This window comes from Halomonas garicola (assembly GCF_031935715.1).
In the GTDB taxonomy this organism is placed as follows: Bacteria; Pseudomonadota; Gammaproteobacteria; order Pseudomonadales; family Halomonadaceae; genus Vreelandella; species Vreelandella garicola.
In genome coordinates this window covers 36708-55256 of record NZ_JASSZF010000010.1, presented here as the reverse complement: position 1 = coordinate 55256, position 18549 = coordinate 36708, and the positions used below count along the sequence as shown (strand labels likewise).

The 18549-nt window shown below is 65.5% G+C and carries 16 protein-coding genes; 10 read left to right on the top strand and 6 right to left on the bottom strand.

Features of this window, described 5'->3' with window-relative positions:
* The first annotated feature begins 140 nt into the window (after nucleotides 1-140).
* The 3 genes from RS027_RS05595 to RS027_RS05585 all read left to right on the top strand — a co-directional run bounded on the left by RS027_RS05595 (nucleotide 141) and on the right by RS027_RS05585 (nucleotide 4178).
* Entirely contained in the window at nucleotides 141-2093 is a 1953-nt protein-coding gene (locus tag RS027_RS05595) for an aconitate hydratase (protein ID WP_311954935.1), read from the top strand.
* A gap of 145 nt (nucleotides 2094-2238) precedes the next feature.
* The gene (ubiU, locus tag RS027_RS05590) at nucleotides 2239-3234 is read left to right on the top strand and encodes a ubiquinone anaerobic biosynthesis protein UbiU (RefSeq protein ID WP_311954958.1); all 996 of its coding nucleotides are present in this window, start codon (nucleotides 2239-2241) and stop codon (nucleotides 3232-3234) included.
* Between the two features lie 8 nt (nucleotides 3235-3242).
* Nucleotides 3243-4178: a U32 family peptidase gene (locus RS027_RS05585; RefSeq protein WP_311954934.1), complete on the top strand. Its 936-nt coding sequence runs from the start codon at nucleotides 3243-3245 to the stop codon at nucleotides 4176-4178.
* Here the strand turns inward: RS027_RS05585 and ubiT are convergent.
* On the bottom strand, nucleotides 4148-4636 hold the full coding sequence (gene ubiT / locus RS027_RS05580; RefSeq protein ID WP_311954933.1) for a ubiquinone anaerobic biosynthesis accessory factor UbiT: 489 nt from the start codon (nucleotides 4634-4636) through the stop codon (nucleotides 4148-4150). The genes RS027_RS05585 and ubiT overlap by 31 nt on opposite strands.
* Nucleotides 4637-4655: 19 nt before the next feature.
* Nucleotides 4656-6041: an oxygen-independent coproporphyrinogen III oxidase gene (hemN, locus tag RS027_RS05575; protein WP_311954932.1), complete on the bottom strand. Its 1386-nt coding sequence runs from the start codon at nucleotides 6039-6041 to the stop codon at nucleotides 4656-4658.
* Between the two features lie 427 nt (nucleotides 6042-6468).
* On the opposite strand from hemN, the gene RS027_RS05570 reads away from it, so the two are divergent.
* Genes RS027_RS05570 through RS027_RS05540 form a run of 7 tightly spaced genes read left to right on the top strand, consistent with a single transcriptional unit; the run spans nucleotide 6469 to nucleotide 14362 of the window.
* Nucleotides 6469-6663, top strand: coding sequence for a c-type cytochrome (locus tag RS027_RS05570; protein WP_311954931.1), 195 nt, complete (start codon nucleotides 6469-6471; stop codon nucleotides 6661-6663).
* A gap of 34 nt (nucleotides 6664-6697) precedes the next feature.
* Nucleotides 6698-8836 (top strand): transcriptional regulator NosR, encoded by a 2139-nt coding sequence (gene nosR / locus RS027_RS05565; RefSeq protein ID WP_311954930.1) that lies wholly within the window; start codon nucleotides 6698-6700, stop codon nucleotides 8834-8836.
* A 3-nt stretch (nucleotides 8837-8839) separates the two neighbouring features.
* On the top strand, nucleotides 8840-10714 hold the full coding sequence (nosZ, locus tag RS027_RS05560; RefSeq protein WP_311954929.1) for a TAT-dependent nitrous-oxide reductase: 1875 nt from the start codon (nucleotides 8840-8842) through the stop codon (nucleotides 10712-10714).
* Nucleotides 10715-10719: 5 nt separating this feature from the next.
* Nucleotides 10720-12060 carry a nitrous oxide reductase family maturation protein NosD gene (locus RS027_RS05555; protein ID WP_311954928.1) on the top strand — a complete coding sequence of 447 codons (1341 nt, stop codon included), beginning with the start codon at nucleotides 10720-10722 and terminating at the stop codon, nucleotides 12058-12060.
* Entirely contained in the window at nucleotides 12057-12971 is a 915-nt protein-coding gene (locus tag RS027_RS05550; RefSeq protein WP_311954927.1) for an ABC transporter ATP-binding protein, read from the top strand. Before RS027_RS05555 ends, RS027_RS05550 begins: the two co-directional genes overlap by 4 nt.
* Nucleotides 12968-13792: an ABC transporter permease subunit gene (locus RS027_RS05545; RefSeq protein WP_311954926.1), complete on the top strand. Its 825-nt coding sequence runs from the start codon at nucleotides 12968-12970 to the stop codon at nucleotides 13790-13792. The genes RS027_RS05550 and RS027_RS05545 overlap by 4 nt, the downstream gene beginning before the upstream one ends.
* 39 nt (nucleotides 13793-13831) lie before the next feature.
* A complete protein-coding gene (locus RS027_RS05540; protein WP_311954925.1) occupies nucleotides 13832-14362 on the top strand; it encodes a nitrous oxide reductase accessory protein NosL in 531 nt (176 codons plus the stop codon).
* A 23-nt stretch (nucleotides 14363-14385) separates the two neighbouring features.
* Here the strand turns inward: RS027_RS05540 and RS027_RS05535 are convergent, their stop codons facing one another.
* The 4 genes from RS027_RS05535 to nirJ form a co-directional block, all read right to left on the bottom strand.
* Nucleotides 14386-14778, bottom strand: coding sequence for a ribonucleotide reductase subunit alpha (locus tag RS027_RS05535; RefSeq protein WP_311954924.1), 393 nt, complete (start codon nucleotides 14776-14778; stop codon nucleotides 14386-14388).
* A gap of 97 nt (nucleotides 14779-14875) precedes the next feature.
* Nucleotides 14876-16456: a cytochrome D1 domain-containing protein gene (locus RS027_RS05530; RefSeq protein WP_311954923.1), complete on the bottom strand. Its 1581-nt coding sequence runs from the start codon at nucleotides 16454-16456 to the stop codon at nucleotides 14876-14878.
* Nucleotides 16453-17304, bottom strand: a complete 852-nt coding sequence (gene cobA, locus RS027_RS05525) for a uroporphyrinogen-III C-methyltransferase (RefSeq protein WP_311954922.1) — start codon at nucleotides 17302-17304, stop codon at nucleotides 16453-16455. Before cobA ends, RS027_RS05530 begins: the two co-directional genes overlap by 4 nt.
* Nucleotides 17305-17331: 27 nt before the next feature.
* The gene (gene nirJ, locus RS027_RS05520; RefSeq protein WP_311954921.1) at nucleotides 17332-18534 is read right to left on the bottom strand and encodes a heme d1 biosynthesis radical SAM protein NirJ; all 1203 of its coding nucleotides are present in this window, start codon (nucleotides 18532-18534) and stop codon (nucleotides 17332-17334) included.
* Nucleotides 18535-18549 lie beyond the last annotated feature (15 nt).

Sequence of the window (18549 nt, the reverse complement as noted above, 5' to 3'; positions counted from 1 at the left end):
GCCTGCGTGGGCGCCGCGACCGCTGCCTGATCGAGGGCCCATGCAACTATCCGACCAGGACACCGGCCAAGACGGGGCGGCCGCCAAGGGGCTACACTGAGTCGAGGAGTTTCGACAGAACAACGCAGCAAGGAGCCCTCATGTCTAAAAACAGCACGGCCAAAAACGTTGCCCAGAAGCTGATCGAGGCCCACCTGGTGGAAGGCGAAATGAACGCCACAGAGCCGATCGCCATCGCCATCGACCAGACCCTCACCCAGGACGCCACCGGCACCATGGTGATGCTGGAGCTGGAGGCCATGGGCCTTGATCGGGTCAAGACCGAGCTTTCCGCCCAGTACGTGGATCACAACCTGATCCAGGGCGACAACAAGAACCCCGACGATCATTTCTTCCTGCAGAGCTCCGCCGCCAGGCTCGGGGTGTGGTTCTCCCGGGCCGGCAACGGCGTCAGCCACCCCACCCACCAGCAGCATTTCGGCAAGCCCGGCAAGACCCTGCTGGGCTCGGACAGCCATACCCCGGCAGCAGGCTCCATGGGCATGCTGGCCATCGGCGCCGGCGGCATCGACGTGGCCATGGCCATGGCCGGGGAGCCCTTCCATCTCAAGATGCCGGAAATCTGGGGAGTCAAGCTGACCGGCAAGCTCAACGACTGGGTCAGCGCCAAGGACGTCATTCTGGAGATGCTGCGCCGTCACGGGGTCGACGGCGGCAGCGGGCGCATCATCGAATACTACGGCCCGGGCCTTGAGACGCTGTCCGCCATGGACCGCCACGTGATCGCCAACATGGGCGCAGAGCTCGGCGCCACTACCAGCGTCTTTCCCTCCGACGAGGCGGTGAAGCGCTTTCTGACGTCGGTAGGCCGCGAGGACGACTGGCAGGAGCTCAAGGCGGACCCGGGCGCTGAATACGACGTCCACGAGACCATTGATCTGTCCACGGTCAAGCCGCTGATCGCCAAGCCCTCGAGCCCCGGCAACGTAGTGCCGGTAAGCGAGGTCGCCGGGGAGCCGCTTTCCCAGGCCTACATCGGCTCCTCCGCCAATCCGGGCTATCGAGATCTGGCCATCGCTGCGGCCATGGTCGAAGGGCGCCAAATCCACGATTGGATTTCCCTTGATATCAACCCCACCTCGCGTTCGATCCTCGAGACTCTGGTGCGCGACGGCCACGTGGCGAACCTGCTGGCTGCCGGGGCGCGGCTGCATCAGGCCGGCTGCAACGGCTGTATCGGCATGGGCCAGGCGCCGGCCAACGACACCAACAGCCTGCGCACCACGCCGCGCAACTTCCCCGGCCGCTCCGGCACCCGGGAAGATAGCGTTTTCCTGTGCAGCCCGGAAACCGCCACCGCCTCGGCGCTGCGCGGCGAGATCACCGACCCGCGGGACCTGGATTTTGACTATCCCTCTATCGAGGAGCCCGAATCGCCGATCATCAACACCCAGAACCTATTTGCGCCCCTGAAGGAGGAGAAGGCCCGGAAGATCGAGCTGATCAAGGGCCCCAACATCGAGTCGCTGCCGGAATTCGAGCCCATCGAAGACAGCGCCGAACTGCCCCTCCTGGTCAAGGCCGGGGATAACGTCTCCACGGACGAGATCATGCCCGCGGGCAGCGAGGTGCTGCCCTATCGCAGCAATATCCCCAAGATCGCGGAATTCTCCCTGCGCGGCGTCGATGAGAACTACGTCGAGCAGGCCAAGGCAAAAGGCGACCATATCATCGTCGCCGGCGACAACTACGGCCAGGGCTCTAGCCGGGAACACGCCGCCATCGCCCCGCGCTACCTGGGGCTGCGCATCGTGATCGCCAAGAGCTTCGCGCGCATTCACTGGCAGAACCTGATCAACTTCGGCGTCCTGCCGCTGACCTTCGTTAGCGACGACGATTACGCCAAGCTGGAAGCCGACCAGACGTTGAGTTTCGAAGGCCTGCACGAGGCCTTGAAGCAGGGCGATACGCTCAAGGCCAGAGGCGCAAGCGGCGAGATAGCCCTGAAGCACGGCCTGAGCAGCCGCCAGGTCGAGGTGCTGCTCGCCGGCGGGCTGATCAACTGGATGCGGGCCAACAAGAAAGCGGCCTGACGCCGGCTTTGTAGAACCCGGCTTCTTTCCGGGGGTTGATCGCACCGGCAAGCCGCAAGCCAGGGGTCGCACCATGATCCAGGTCAACTGCGACCTCTCGGCTTCGCCTTACCATGACGGCCTTACCTATCACGGGAGGCTTAACATGGAGCTTGTCTGCCCGGCCGGCAATCTGCCCGCGCTCAAGCGCGCCGTAGACGAAGGTGCCGACGCCGTCTATTTCGGTTTTCAAAACACCACCAACGCCCGCCAGTTTGCCGGACTCAACTTTACCGACAAGCGCGCACGGGAAGGCATCGACTACGCCCACGCCCGGGGCAAGCGGGTATTCTGCGCGATCAACACCTACCCCCAGCCCGAGAGCTTTGCCATGTGGACCCGCGCGGTGGACGACGCTGCCGAGCTCGGCGTGGACGCGCTGATTCTCGCCGACATGGGCCTGCTCGACTACGCCGCCAAGCGCTACCCCGACCTTTCCCGCCATCTTTCCGTCCAGGGCTCGGCGACGAGCCATGAGGCGCTCAGGTTCTACCACGAGCAGTTCGGCATCCGCCGCGCGGTGCTGCCCCGGGTGCTGTCGATGACCCAGGTGCGCGACCTGGCCGGGCAGTCGCCGGTAGAGCTCGAGGTCTTTGCCTTTGGCAGCCTGTGCATCATGGCCGAGGGGCGCTGCTATCTGTCGTCGTATCTTACCGGCGAGTCGCCCAATACCCGGGGCGTGTGCTCGCCGGCGGCCCACGTGCGCTGGGAAGAAACCGACTCAGGGCTCGAGTCGCGGCTAAACGGCGTGCTCATCGACCGCTACGGCGCGGGCGAAAACGCCGGCTACCCCACCCTGTGCAAGGGCCGCTTCGAGGTCGAAGGCGAGACCTATCACGCCATCGAAGAGCCCACCAGCCTGAATACCCTGGAGCTTTTGCCCGAGCTTGCCGAACTGAATATCAGCGCGGTGAAGATCGAAGGCCGCCAAAGAAGCCCCGCCTACGTGTCCAAAGTCGCCGGCATCTGGCGCTCCGCCATCGACCGGCTGGAGGCCGCCCCCGGGCGCTTTCACCCAGACCCTGCGTGGACTGCGGGGCTCGGCGAGGTTTCCGAAGGCACCACCACCACCCTTGGCGCCTACGAGCGCCGCTGGAAATAGGAGGAAACATGGCGGATACATCATCCAAGGCGGACGCGCTGCGGCTAGCGCTGGGGCCGGTGCTGTTCTACTGGACGCGCGAACGCTACGCGCAGTTTTACCGCGACGCCGCCGACTGGCCGGTGGATATCGTCTATCTCGGGGAATCGGTGTGCTCGCGCCGCCGGGACATGAAGCTCGACGACTGGCTGGGGATAGGCCGCGAGCTTGCCCAAAGCGGCAAGGAGGTGGTGCTTTCAAGCCAGACGCTGATCGAATCCGAGGCCGACCTGCGCGATTTGCGCAAGCTGTGCGACAACGGCGAATTCAGCGTGGAAGCCAACGACCAGAGCGCGGTGCAGCGGTGTACAAGCGCAGGCCTTGAGTTTGTGGCGGGAGCCGCGCTCAACCTGTATAACGCCGCGGCCATCGGCGTGCTTGCCCGCGCGGGGATGACGCGCTTCAACGCCCCGGTAGAGATGTCCGGGGAGGACGTCACCCGGCTTTTGGCCGACTGCCGCGAACAGGGCGTTAATACCGCCTGCGAAGTGTTTGCCTACGGCCACCTGCCGCTTGCCTGGTCGTCGCGCTGCTTTACCGCCCGGCGCTACCAAACTCCCAAGGATCGCTGCCAGTTCGTCTGCCAGAAGCACCCGGAAGGCATGACGCTGCGCTCCCAGGAATCGAAAGAAGTGTTTACCCTGAACGGCGTCCAGACGCTCTCCGGCGCCTGCCAGGATTTGCGCTATGACGCCGCCTCCATCGCCGCCTCGGGCGCGAGTGTGGCGCGCTTAAGCCCCCGAGCCGAAGGCATGGCTGATGTGGTAGCCGGATTTGACGCCGCCAGGCGCGGCGAGCTTGCCGCCCCGGACCCGCTGGCGCTGGTGGACGCCGACGTCTGCGACGGCTACTGGCACGGCCGCCCGGGCATGGATCACACTCGGGCGGCCAACGCATCCAGCTGACGCAATACCGCACCCAAACGCCCTTCGGAAAGCCCCTCCTCGCGGCCGTCGAGGAGGTTTTTTACCGTGAGCCCAAGCTCGGTGTCGCCTTCGATCAAAAGCCTTCGCTGAAAGAACATCGCGTCCGGGTCTTCCCGGCGCGTGGCCAGGCATAAAAACTCCCGCCAGCCGCCGCGGATGGTGGCTTCCCCGTCTTCCCGGCTCAGGGCAAAGCGCGCGTTATCAAGCGCAAGCGTCAGGCGCACGCCCAGGTCTGCCACCTCGAGGGTCACCCGCCGCCCTTCCAGGGCGTCGAATTCGCCCTCAGCCAGCGGCTCGGCAAAGGTGCGGTTGAGCAGCGGCTCGACCACCCGGCGCTTGAGCGCCAGGGGCACCCGGGGGTCCAGCAGGGCAATCAGCCGCGACGGCGCGGGCACGGCACCGGTGAATGGCAGGTGAGAAAACGGCAGAGCAGACATAACAATCCTTTAGGTCGCCTTACACCGTGCGCGAATAGCGCGCCTCGGCAGGGTTCAGGTAGGCATCGAAGGCCATAGCCAGGTTGCGCATCATCAGCTGCCCCGCGGGCAGCACGTCAAGGCGCCGCTCGCCGACTTCGACCAGGCCGTCGGCCTGCATTTCGTCAAGGGATGCCAGGGCGTCGGCAAAATAGCGCGTGAAATCGATCCCGTGGGCGGCGCTCACGGCGGCAAAGTCGAGCTCGCCGTGGCACATCAGGGTGCTGATCACGTCCCGGCGCAGGCGGTCGTCGTCGCTCAGCCGGTAGCCGCGCATCACCGGCAGCCGGCCGTTTTCCAGGCGGTGCTGGTACTGGGCGGTTTCCTTGACGTTCTGGCTGTAGGTGTCGTCCACCTTGCCGATGGCGGTGACCCCCAGGCCGATCAGGTCGCAGTCGGCGTGGGTGGAATAGCCCTGGAAGTTGCGCTGCAGGGTGCCGTTGTCCCGGGCAAGCGCCAGCTCGTCTTCGGGCAGGGCAAAGTGGTCCATGCCGATGTAGACATAGCCCGCCGCGATCAGCCGCTGGATGATCAGCTCGAGAAGCTCGAGCTTGCGCTCCGGCGGCGGCATGTCCTCATCGCGGATCAGCCGCTGGGCCTTGAACAGCGACGGCAGGTGGGCGTAGCTGTAGGTAGCGATGCGATCGGGCTTAAGCGCCACGATCTTGTCCAGGGTGGCGTCGAAGCTAGCCACCGTCTGCAGCGGCAGGCCGTAGATCAGATCCACGCTGATCGAGTCGTACCCGGCATCGCGCGCCGCCTGCATCAGCCCCACCACCTGCTCCTCGCTCTGCACGCGGTTGACCGCGCGCTGAACGTCGGGGTCGAAGTCCTGCACGCCGAAGCTCAGGCGGTTGAAGCCCAGAGCGTGCAGCTCGTGAATCTGCTCGGCGGTGACGGTGCGCGGATCGACCTCCAGGGAAAACTCGCGCTCCTCCGGCGCGGCAAAGTGGAAGGCGTCATCGAGGGCGGCCATCAGCTCGGCCAGCTGATCGTTGCTCAGATACGTCGGCGTGCCGCCGCCCAGGTGCAGCTGGGTCATGCGCCGGGACTCGTCAAAAAGCTCGCCCTGCAGGCGGATTTCATCCTTGAGCCAGTCGAGATACTCCGCCGCCCGTTCGCGGTTGTGGGTGATGATCTTGTTGCACGCGCAGTAGTAGCAAAGGCTTTCGCAGAAGGGGATGTGCACGTAGGCCGACAGCGGCTTGGGACGGTCCGCGGCGTTGCTGCGCGCCGCGGCGGCGCGGTAGTCGTCTTCGGCAAAGGCCGTGTGAAACTGCGGCGCGGTGGGGTAGGACGTATAGCGCGGCCCCGGGCGGTCGTACTTTTCCACCAGTCCGCGATCAAACAACAGCTCGTCTTGCATAGCATCAAGGCCCTTTTCGTCTTTGCGCTCTCGGATCTGTACCGCCGCCGGGCAACGGCGGCGGTCAATGCCGCCCAACATAGCGCCTCTGCCGGGCCGGGGCTACCCGTCCGAGCAGAGGCGTTATGCGACCGAATGCCACGCGGCCCGGGGGCTACCTCCTTGGGAGTAATGGCCGTATTTTATGAGAGTAGCCGGCGCAAAAAGTGATCCACGTCAACGTCCGCCGGATTCAGGCGCTCTAGTCTAGGACCACGCACTCGGGCAGCCTCCGACCCGGCTACCTCAATAACGTTTCTCTTTCCCCAAAAAGATGCATAAGGAACACTCATTATGAAACTGCTTGCCGTAACGCTGCTTCCCCTGGCCTTTGCCCTCACCGCCACCGCCGCCCAGGCCGACGGCGAAGCCACCTATAGCCTGCCACATGACCGGGGCCGCGGGTGCGCCGAAGCGCGGCGACGCCGACGCCTGGGCGCCGCGCCAGGAAAAAGGCATCGACACCCTGTACGACCACGCCATCAACGGCTTCCAGGCCATGCCGCCCAAAGGCGGCCAGGTCAGCCTGAGCGACGACGACGTCAAAGCCGCCGTGGACTACATGCTCGAACCGACGCTGTAACGCCGTCTCCGGCCCCCAGTCCGAGGAGGACCCCATGCCCCGCCCCGTCTGCCGGCTACGCGCCGCCTGCGTCTGGCTTATCGCCGCCGGCCTGCTGCTCATCGCTACGGCGAGCCAGGCCGTCGAACTCTCTTCACTCAAGGCGGGGTTTCCCTCGGCCAACCGGCTGGAGCCGGCTGACTCCCAGTGGCCGGTCAGCCGCGTGATGCAGGACGACACCCTGCTCGGCTACGCCTTTGAATCTATCGACGTAGCCCCTATTCCCGCCTATTCGGGCAAGCCCATCAATCTGCTGGTGGGCATCGACACGGAGGGGCAAATCGTCCAGACCGACGTGCTTGGCCACGAAGAGCCGATCATGCTGGTGGGCATCCCCGAGTCGAAGCTGGAAAACTTTGCCGACAAGCACATCGGCGCCCACGTTAGCGATCATCTCAAGGTCGGCAGCGAGCTTGACGCCGTCTCCGGCGCCACGGTCACGGTGATCGTCGCCGGCGACACCATCATGCGCTCCGCGCGCCTGGTGGCCGCCGACCGGGGGCTGATTGCCGATCCTTCGGCCATGCCGCCGGCCGAGGTGCTTGACGGCGTGTATGACCCGGCCGACTGGCAGACCCTGGTGGGCGACGGCACCGTTCGCCGCCTGCACCTGACCCACGGCGAGGTCGACGAGGCCTTCGTCGGCACTCCGGCGGAAGACTACATGCATACGCCGGAGCCCGCGGATAATACCTTCATCGAGCTTTTTTATACCTACCTGAACGCCCCCACCGCCGGGCGCAATCTGCTCGGCGACAGCGGCTACGCCTCGCTGATGGACGAGCTTGAGCCCGGCGAGCACGCCGTGGCGCTGATGGGACGCGGCGACTACTCGTTCAAGGGCTCGGGCTACGTGCGCGGCGGCATTTTCGACCGCGTCGAGCTTGCCCAGCACGGAAGCTCGATCAGCTTTCACGACAGCGATCACATCCGCCTGGGGGAGCTTGCCATCGACGGTTCCCCGGCCTTCAGCGAGCGCGACATCTTCATCGTCCGCGAAGGTGCCGCCTTCGACCCCGGCGCTCCCTGGCAGCTCTCGCTTCTCGTGCGCCGCGCCTCCGGCCCGCTGGACACCGAGTTTGCCCGCTTCAACGCCGACTATTCGATCCCCGAGGCCTACATCGAGCGCCCCGAGCCGCCGGTGGAAGAGGCCATCTGGGTACAGGTCTGGCGCGACAAGGCGTTCCAGATCGGCGTGCTGGGCGCCGGACTAATCGTGCTCACCGGCATCATGCTGTTCCAGGACGTGCTCGCGCGCCATCCGCGCATGCTCAACCCGCTGCGCCTGGGCTTCAAGTTCTACACGCTGTTCTTCATCGGCTGGTACGCGCTGGCCCAGCTGTCGGTGGTCAACATCCTGACCTTTAGCCATGCCCTGATCACCGACTTCAGCTGGGGCGCTTTCTTGATCGACCCGATGATGTTCATCCTCTGGTCGTTCGTGGCGGTCACTCTGCTGCTCTGGGGCCGGGGCGTGTTCTGCGGCTGGCTGTGCCCCTTCGGCGCGCTTCAGGACCTGGTCAACCAGGCCGCGCGCAAGCTCGGCGTCAAGCAGATCGAAGTGCCCTTCGGCCTGCACGAGCGCCTCTGGGCGATCAAGTATCTTATCCTGCTGGCGCTGTTTGCGGTGTCGCTGCATTCGCTGGGCACCGCCGAGCGCTACGCCGAGGTCGAGCCGTTCAAAACTGCCATCACCCTGCGCTTCCAGCGCGACTGGGCCTTTGTCGCCTACGCCATCGGGCTGGTGGTGGTCTCCGCCTTCAACCACAAGTTCTACTGCCGCTACGTCTGCCCGCTGGGCGCGGGGCTGGCCATTCCTGCCCGGCTGCGCCTGTTTGACTGGCTCAAGCGCCACCGCGGCAGCTGCGGCACGCCCTGCCAGATCTGCGCCCACGAGTGCGAAGTCGGCGCCATCCATCCGGACGGGCACATCAACGCCAACGAGTGCCACTACTGTCTCGACTGCCAGATCCTCTATCACGACGAGCATCGCTGCCCGCCCATGGTGAAGCGGCGCAAGCGTCGGGAAAAGGCAACGCGCATGGCCGAGGATCGACCTGTCGTTGCCACCCATGACCCCGGCAAGGCCGGGAAAAGCAAATTAGAGCGTATTCCCGCCCTGCAACAGGAGTAAGACATGAGCGAGAAGAGAAACGACGTGAAAAATCTGGGCCGCCGCCACTTTCTGCGCAACAGCGCGGTCACCGGCGTCGCCGGCGCGGGCCTTGCCAGCGGCTTCGGCACCGGCGCGCTGATGACCAGCCGCCAGGCCAAGGCCGCGGAAAGCGGCATCGAGGTTGCCCCCGGCGAGCTTGACGAATACTACGGCTTCTGGAGCGGCGGTCAGTCCGCCGAGGTGCGCGTGCTCGGCGTACCCTCCATGCGCGAGCTGATGCGCATCCCGGTGTTCAACGTCGACAGCGCCACCGGCTGGGGCATCACCAACGAGTCCCGGGAAGTGCTGGGCGCGTCCGCCCGCTTTCTCAACGGCGACGCCCACCACCCGCACATCTCCATGACCGACGGCAGCTATGACGGCAAGTATCTGTTTATCAACGACAAGGCCAACACCCGCGTGGCCCGGATCCGTCTGGACATCATGAAGACGGACAAGATCACCACCATTCCCAACGTCCAGGCGATTCACGGCCTGCGCCTGCAGAAAGTGCCGCACACCAAGTACGTCTTCGCCAACGCCGAACTGCCGATTCCGCAGCTCAACGACGGCCGCGACCTGGAAAACCCCGACAATTACGCCACCATGTTCAACGGCCTCGACGCCGAGTCCATGGAAGTCGCCTGGCAGGTGATCGTCGACGGCAACCTCGACAACACCGACGCCGACTACACCGGCCGCTTTGTCGCCTCGACCTGCTACAACTCGGAAATGGGCATGACCCTTGCCGACACCATGCGCGCCGAGCGCGACTGGGTAGTGGTATTCGACGTCGAGGCCATCGAAGCCGCCGTGGAAGCGGGCGACTACGAAACCCTCGGCGACTCCGACGTGCCGGTGCTCAACGGCCGCCACGGCACCAAATTCACCCGCTACATCCCGGTGCCCAAGAACCCCCACGGCCTCAACACCTCGCCGGACGGCAAGTACTTCATTGCCAACGGCAAGCTCTCGCCCACCTGTTCGATCATCGCCATCGACAAGCTCCCTGAGCTTTTTGACGACGCCATCGAGCCCCGGGACACCGTGGTCGGCGAGCCGGAGCTGGGTCTTGGACCGCTGCACACCACCTTTGACGGCCGCGGCAACGCCTACACCACGCTGTTCATCGACAGCCAGATCGCCAAGTGGAACATCGAAGACGCTATCAGCGCCTACCAGGGCGACGAAGTCAACTACCTGCGCCAGAAGCTCGACGTTCACTACCAGCCCGGCCACAACCACGCCAGCCTCACCGAAACCAAGGACGCCGACGGCAAGTGGCTGGTGGTGCTGTCCAAGTTCTCCAAGGACCGCTTCCTGCCGGTCGGCCCGCTGCACCCGGAAAACGACCAGCTGATCGATATTTCCGGCGAGGAAATGAAGCTCGTCCACGACGGCCCGACCTACGCCGAGCCCCACGACTGTATCCTGCTGCGCGCCGATCAGCTCACCCCCAGCCGTACCTGGTCCCGCGACGATCCGTTCTTTGCCACCACCCGGAAAATGGCCGAGGATGACGGCATCAACCTGGAAGGCGACAACAAGGTCGTGCGCGACGGCAACAAGGTACGCGTCTACATGACCTCGGTCGCGCCGCAGTTCGGCACCACCGAGTTCAAGGTCAAGCAGGGTGACGAAGTCACGGTGGTCGTCACCAACCTTGACCAGGTCGAAGACCTGACCCACGGCTTCTGCGTGGTCAACCACGGGGTGCAGATGGAAATTTCCCCCCAGCAGACGTCGAGCGTCACCTTTATCGCCGACCAGCCCGGCGTACACTGGTACTACTGCAACTGGTTCTGCCACGCCATGCACATGGAAATGACCGGCCGCATGCTGGTTGAAAAGGCCTAACGCCGATGATACGACGCACTTTCGTGGTGAATATCCGCGGCGTCGGTATCGGGCTGATTGCCGCCTGGCTAGGGCTTTGGACAAGTTTCTGGCCGGGCGGCGCCCCGCGTGCCGCCGACTGGACGGCAGCGCCCGGGCAACCTTTGCAGCCGCTGGTGGCAAACGCCGCCGGCGGCGACCGTATTCTATTGGCCAAGGGCCGCTATACAGGGCCCTTGGTGATTGACCGCACGCTTGAGCTACGCGGCGAAGACGGCGCGGTGATCGACGGCGGCGGAGCCGGCCACGCCGTGGTCATCGACGCCGCCGACACCGTCATCGACGGCGTTGACGTGGAAAACTGGGGCGCCGACCTCACCGCCATGGACGCGGGCATTTTCATCGCCCGCAAGGCCACCGGCAGCGTGGTCAAAAACGCCCGACTTGACGGGCCGGGCTTTGGTATCTGGCTTGACGGCGTGCACGACGCGGTGATCGAAAACAACGTCATCCGCGGCGACGCCGAGCGACGCTCCCAGGACCGCGGCAACGGCGTGCATCTGTTCAACGTGGAAAACGTCCGCGTCGAGGGCAACGACATCCGCCGCACCCGGGACGGCATCTATATCGATACCAGCAGCCACAGCCTGCTGCGGGGCAACCACATGGAGGATCTGCGCTACGGCGTGCACTACATGTACGCCCACGACAACCGCCTGGAAAACAACAGCACCACCGACACCCGCACCGGCTACGCGCTGATGCAGTCCAAGCGTCTGACCGTGCTGAATAACCGCTCGCACAACGACCGGCGCTACGGCATCCTGTTGAACAACATTACTCAGTCGACGCTGCGCGGCAACCGCATCCGCGGGATTCGCCAGCAGGAGCCGGACGGCGCCACCGCCATCAGCGGCAACGACGGCAAGGCGCTGTTCGTCTACAACGCCCAGTACAATCGCCTGGAGGGCAATCGCCTGGCGGACAGCGACATCGGCATCCACCTGACGGCGGGCTCCGAGGATAACGACGTCACCGGCAATGCCTTCATCGACAACCGCCAGCAGGTCAAGTACGTGGCCACCCGGGCTCAGGAGTGGGAGGGCAACTACTGGAGCAACTACCTGGGCTGGGACCTGGACGACGACGGCGTGGGCGACACCGCCTTCGAGCCCAACGATGCCATGGACCGCCTGCTGTGGCGCTACCCCGCCGCCAAGCTGCTGATGGACAGCCCGGCGGTGCTCGCCCTGCGCTGGGTGCAGCGCCAGTTTCCGGTGTTTCGCCCCCAGGGCGTGCGCGACAGCGCGCCGCTCATGGCCGAGCCCGCTCCTCTTACCAGTGACGCTGGAGACGCCACGCCATGACCCAGGTGATCGACTTTCACGAGGTAACCCACCGCCACGGCCGGCTTACCCGGCTGGACTCCCTGAGCTTCAGCGCCAGCCAGGGCGAAGTGCTTGCGCTTTTAGGCCACAACGGCGCGGGCAAGACCACCACCATGCACCTGATACTCGGGCTGCTGTCGCCGGCGTCCGGGCGGGTTAGCGTGCTGTCCGGCGCGCCGGACAGCCGCCACGCCGCCGTGCTGCGCAAGCGCCTTGGCTACCTGCCGGAGAACGTCAGCTTCTACGAGGCGCTGAGCGGTTTCGAGGTGCTGACCTACTTTGCCCGGCTCAAGCGCGCCGACCGCGGCCAGATCACGCCGCTGCTGGAAAAAGTCGGCCTGGGCCACGCCGCCCACCGTCGGGTAAAAACCTACTCCAAGGGCATGCGCCAGCGCCTGGGGCTGGCCCAGGCGCTGCTGGGCGAGCCCCAACTGCTGCTGCTCGACGAGCCCACCACCGGCCTTGACCCGGCGGCCACCCGGGATTTCTACACCACCCTTGACGAGCTGCGCGGCCGCGGCGGCACCGTGGTGCTGTCGTCGCATATCCTGCCGGGGGTAGAGCCCTACATCGACCGCGCGCTGATCCTCGGCGACGGCAGGCGCCTGGCGCTGGGCAACATGGAGGCGCTGCGCCGGGAGGCGGCGCTGCCGCTGGTCATCCGGGTGCGCGGCCGCCTTGGCGGGAACGACTGGCAGGCGCTGATCAGCCGGCCGGACCATGCGCTGCTGGCCCAGGACGAGGCCGGTGCCGACCTCGCCGCCCCCGAGACGGCCAAGCTCGACACCCTGCGCCGGCTCACCGGCATGGCAGGCGTCGCCGACATCGCCGTGGAGCCGCCGACCCTTGAGCACCTGTACCAGCACTTTTCCCGGGGGGCCAACCAATGAACGCCATCATGATTATCGCCGGCAAGGAGTTCCGCGACGGCCTGCGCAACCGCTGGGTGCTCTCCATTACCCTGGTGCTGGCGGTGCTCGCCGTGGGCATTGCCTGGGCGGGCGCGGCGGCCAGCGGCGGCCTGGGCTTTACCTCCCTTGCCAGCACCCTGGTCAGCCTGACAACGCTTGCGGTGTTTTTGATTCCGCTGATCGCCCTGCTGCTGGCCTACGACGCCGTGGTCGGCGAGCGCGAATCCGGCACCCTGCTGCTGCTGCTCACCTACCCCATCAGCCGCTCGGCGCTTCTGCTGGGCAAGTTCTGCGGCCACGGGCTGATTCTCGGCGCGGCGACGACGCTTGGCTTCGGCATCGCCGGGGTGACCATTGCGCTGGGCGCTGACGGCGTCGCGCTTGGGGAGCTTGCCCGGGGCATGGGGCTGTTGATTGCCAGCACCGTGCTGCTGGGCTGGATCTTCATCGCCTTTGCCTACCTGATCAGCGTCGGCGCGGTGGAAAAGCAGCGCGCCGCCGGGCTGGCGCTGGGGGTATGGTTTTTCTTCGTGCTGGTGTTTGATCTGGCGCTGCTGGCGCTGCTGGTAAGCCTTGAGCAGGGCGGCGACTGGCTGGCCTGGCTGCTGCTGTTGAACCCCACCGAATGCTTCCGGCTTTTAAACCTGGCAGGCTTTGCCGCCGCCCGGGAGCACGCCGGCGTCACCGCCATTGCCGCCCCGGGAGCGTTTCATCCCGCCACCCTGGTGGCGCTACTGCTGGGCTGGGCGGCGCTGCCGCTGGGGCTGGCGCTGTGGCGCTTTCAGCGCCGCGCGGCCTGATCCGCCCGGCTGCCTTCAACTTTTCCGGGAGAACGCCCCATGAGCTATGCCGCCAACACCTTCGTCAAACGCCTGCTGGCGTATTCCGCCCTTGCCTGGCTTCTGGCCGCGATGCTGCTGCTTGCCGGCTGCGAGGAGCCCACGCCCAAGGCGCTGGCTGACGCCGAGCCCATCGCCTCCGGGGACAGCTGCCACGTCTGCGGCATGACCATCCGCGAGCACCCCGGCCCCAAGGGCGAAGCCTTCATGGGCCGCGACGAGGCCCCGCTCAAGTTCTGCTCCACCGCTGAGCTCTTCACCTTTCTGCGCCAGCCGGAAAACGAGTCGCAGCTCTCCCACGCCTACGTCCACGACGTAGGCCGGACCGACTGGGAAACCCCCGAGGATGACGCCTTCATCCGCGCCGACGAGGCCGTCTACGTCATCGGCCACGACCGCCGCGGCAGCATGGGCCATACCCTTGCGCCCTTCGCCGACAAAAACGCCGCCGAGGCCTTTGTAAAGGACCGCGGCGGCAAGGTGGTGGCCTTTGACGACATCACCCTTGAGCGGCTCGCCCAGCACCGATAAAAGGCAAGACGCGGCGGGAGTGCTTAGTTGAGGCTCAGCGCTTCTCCATTCTTGTCGAAGGCGATATAGGAGCCGACGTTGCCCGTCTGCAGCGACTCGGTCATTTTGGTCAGCTGCTTTTGAATTTCGTCGTCGTCCTTCGGATCGTCCATGGCGGCAACGAAGAACAGGTCCCACTCGGCGCCGGTCTTCTCGGCTTCCTTGACCAGCGTGTTCATGTCCTCGAGCTCGTCCGGGGTTTTATCCACACAGACCGTGGGGGCCAGCACGCCGCCTTCGCTTTGCTCGAACTGTCGGCGCTGCTCGTCGTCGGGGAAGTCCGGCAGCTCCGCCCTGGCAAAGACCAGTAAAAGCCGCTGGGGGCGATGCTGGCTGCGCGCCTCACCGAGAAGATCGTTGAAGCTGGAAATGGCCATAGCGGGATCCTCTTGTAGATATCGATCGGGCCGACCAGTATAAACGCCCGAAGCCGGGCAAGCCTACCGTCGGCCGTGCCTTTAATGCCAGCCCGGATTAATGGCTGGTTCCCTCTTCATAGCGCGTCTTGTTCCACACGTTGTATTTGCCCGAGGGCTTGCTCATGGGAATGCGCTCGAGCTCTTCCAGGCTGTCGCCGTCGTAGACGATCACCGCGCCGTCGTCTTCCCAAAGGCTCAGCAAAAGCTTTTCTCCATAGCGGTCAAACTCCACGTGGGCGGCGGTCTTGCCAGGCTCCGGCGTCAGCGTTTTGACGATCTTAAGGCTCTGCTTATCGATCACGTGGACCCGATCGCGGTTAGGGCCAAAGAAGACGTCCACCCAGGCGTAGGGCGAGTTTTCGTGGCTGCGCATGAAAAAGCCCGGGCCGTCAGTTTCCAGTGTCTTGATCAGCGCCCAGCTTTCCATGTCGATGATCGACACCTCGGCCCGGCCCAGGTGCGGAAGCGCCATCACCCGCCGGCCGTCGTGCTCCCAGGTAATCCCCGAGCCCAGGTGGGGCATGCCCTCCAGGGGCAGGTCGGCCACTTTCTCGCCGCGGTCGAGGTTAACCACCATGCCGCCCTGCCCGCCCCGGGAGGCGCCGATGACGTGCGCGTAGCCCGGGTCAAAAAAGAAGTCGTCAAGGTAGTCCGGCACCTCGATGCGGCGCACCTTGAAGCTTTCCAGGGACGGGTCCCGGCTCGGCGCCAGCGGCGTTTTCATATGCCCGGTGGACACCACCGACTCCGTAGGCAGCGGCCAGGGAATTTCCCAGACCTCCTTGATGTCCTTGAGCGCGGCGATAAAGCTGCCCCGGGGCGGTGCGGCGTACACCGCGCTGACCCGGGAGCTTTCCCCCGCGGCGTTTTCCACCGGGTAGACCTTCATCAGGTCGAGGTTGTGGGCGTCGAACAGTACCAGGCGGTGGGGCAGGTAGTTGGCGGCCATGACGTAGCGGCCGTCGGCGGACACCGCAATGTTGCGCATGTTGATGCCGGCGCGCACCTCGGCCACGGTTTCCAGGTTGTAGAGGTCGTATTTGGTGATCCAGCCGTCCCGGGAGCCGAAGAACACGTAGCGCCCGTCCGGGGTGTACTTGGGCCCGCCGTGGAGCGCGTAGCGGGTTTCAAAGCGGTGGATGCGTTCAAAGGTATCGCCGTCGAGGACGCTGGCGTGATGGTCGCCGGTTTCCACTACGATAAAGAGATTCAGCGGGTCGGCATCAAAAATCGGCGTGTCGGGCAGGCTGCCGTCGGGGTGCAAGACCGCATGACTTGCCGCGATCTCCGGCTCGCCCCAGCGCGGCTCGGTCTCCGGCGGGCGGTAGAGCCACTCGGCAAGCGCCTCGATTTGCGACACAGCAAGCGTCTCGCCAAAGGCGGGCATCTGGCTTGCCGCGCGGCTGTTGGCGATCACCTCAGCGGCGGCGTCGGGCTTGAGCCGGGACAGGTTGCCCGGCAACAGCGCCGGCCCGATACCCCCCAGGCGGGCCTCGCCGTGGCAGCTGGCGCAGTGGGTCTGATAAAGCGCGGCGGTGTCATCGTCGTCTGCGGCGAACGCCGGCGCCGCGGCGGCCAGCATCAGCGGCGCCAGGGCAAGGCGCAGCGGAGAAAAGGCAGCGCGTAACAGGGTCATAGGGCGACTTTCTCCCGGTAGACAGAAGCCAGCGCGGGGACCGTGGCGGGCACCGGCGCCTCGACCTGGGCCGGCATCAGCGTATCGGCAAGCGCCACCACCTCACCCACCACCATCAGCGTGGGCGGGGTCAGGCCTTCACGCTCGATGACCCGCGTCATCTCGCCAAGGCAGGTGATGACTCGGCGCTGCTCGGGAGTGGTGCCGCGCTCGATAAGCGCCACCGGGTGGCTTGCCGGCAGGCCGGCATGCATAAGCTCCCGGCTGATCAGCGCAGCGTTGGAAAGCCCCATGTAAAACACCGAGGTGTGGTGCGGGGTCGCCAGTGCCTGCCAGTCCAGCGCCAGCTCGCCGTCGCTTTTGCAGTGGCCGGTAACGAAGGTCACGCTCTGGGCGTAGTCGCGGTGGGTCAGCGGGAAGCCGGCGTAGGCCGCGCAGCCCTGGGCCGAGGTAATCCCCGGCACGGCGTGAAAGCCGATGCCGTGCTCCACCAGCGCTTCGGCTTCCTCGCCGCCGCGGCCAAAGATGTAAGGGTCACCGCCCTTGAGCCGCACCACGCGTCGGTTTTCCCGAGCCAGACGCACCAGCAGGGCGTTGGTTTCGTCCTGGGTCAGGGCGTGGCAGCGCGACGCCTTGCCCACGTAAAAGCGCTGCACGTCCGCGCCGGCCAGCGCCAGCACTTCGGCCGACACCAGGCGGTCGAACACCAGGCAGTCGGCCTGCTCGATCAGCGCCAGCGCCCGCAGGGTCAAAAGTCCGGGATCGCCGGGGCCGGCGCCGACAATGGCCACCTCGCCGGGGGCAAGCGTCGCCCCGGCCACGTCATATACAACGCGATGTAACGACATGTCATCACTCCTTGAACGCCCGCGGCGCTAAAAGATTTCCACGGCCTGGATCGGGGCAAACGGCGCGTAGAGCTGCCGGTCCGGCGCATCAGGCAGACCGATTTCGGCGTTGGTAAGATAGCAGCCGGGATCCTCTTCCCAGGGGTCCCCGGTCACCTTCCACGCCCGCACCCGGGTATTGCCGTTGCAGATCGGCAGATACTGGCATTCCCCGCAGCGGCCCTTGACCGGGCGCAGCCGCTGGCGAAAGCCGAGCATCAGCGGGTCCTGCGTATCGCGCCAGATCTCGGAAAACGAGCGGTCGCGCACGTTGCCAAGGTCATGGTCCCACCAGAAGGTGTCCGGATGGACGTTGCCAAGGTTGTCGATGTTGGCGATATATTCCCCCGAGGCGTTGCCGCCCCAGTGGGTCAGCCGCTCGGTCAGCGCCGGCACCTGGTCGGGGAAGTGTTCTTGCGCCCACATGAGCATGAAGGGGCCGTCGGCGTCGTTGTTGCCGGTGACGTACTCCCGGGTGATGCCGCGCTCAAGCTCGTCGCGGCAGTGGTCGAACAGCTGGGTCATCGCCACCCGGGTCATCTCGTGCCAGGCGTCGTTTTTGCTGTGGCGACGGCCGCGCCCGCCGTAGTTGAGGTGAGAAAGATAGAACTTGTCGACGTCGTGGTAGTCGATCAGCTCGAGGATGTCGCCCAGCTGGTCGGCGTTTTCCCGGGTCAGGGTAAAGCGCAGACCCACCTTGATACCGCGCTCCTTGCACAGCTTGACCGCGTGCATGGACTCGCGAAACGCGCCCTTTCGCTGGCGAATGACGTCGTGGGTGTCTTCCAGGCCGTCGATGCTGATGCCCACGTAGTCGTAGCCCACCTCGGCGACCTCGTCGATGTTGTCTTCGGTGATCAGCGTGCCGTTGGTGGAAAGCCCGGTGTAGATGCCAAGCTCCCGGGCGCGGCGAGAAAGCTCGAAAATATCCGGGCGCATCAGGGGCTCACCGCCGGAGAGAATCAGCGCCGGCACGTGAAACCCCTTGAGGTCGTCGAGCACCCTGTGCGCCTCCGCGGTATCGAGCTCCCCGGCAAAGTCGATATCCGCCGAGGTGGTGTAGCAGTGCTTGCAGGTCAGATTGCAGCGGCGGATCAGGTTCCAGATCACCACCGGCCCTTTGGGCTTGCGCGCCGGTGGCACCGGGCCCGGCGTCATCAGCGACTGCATATAGCGCGTTACACGAAACATGGCGTCTCTCCCACC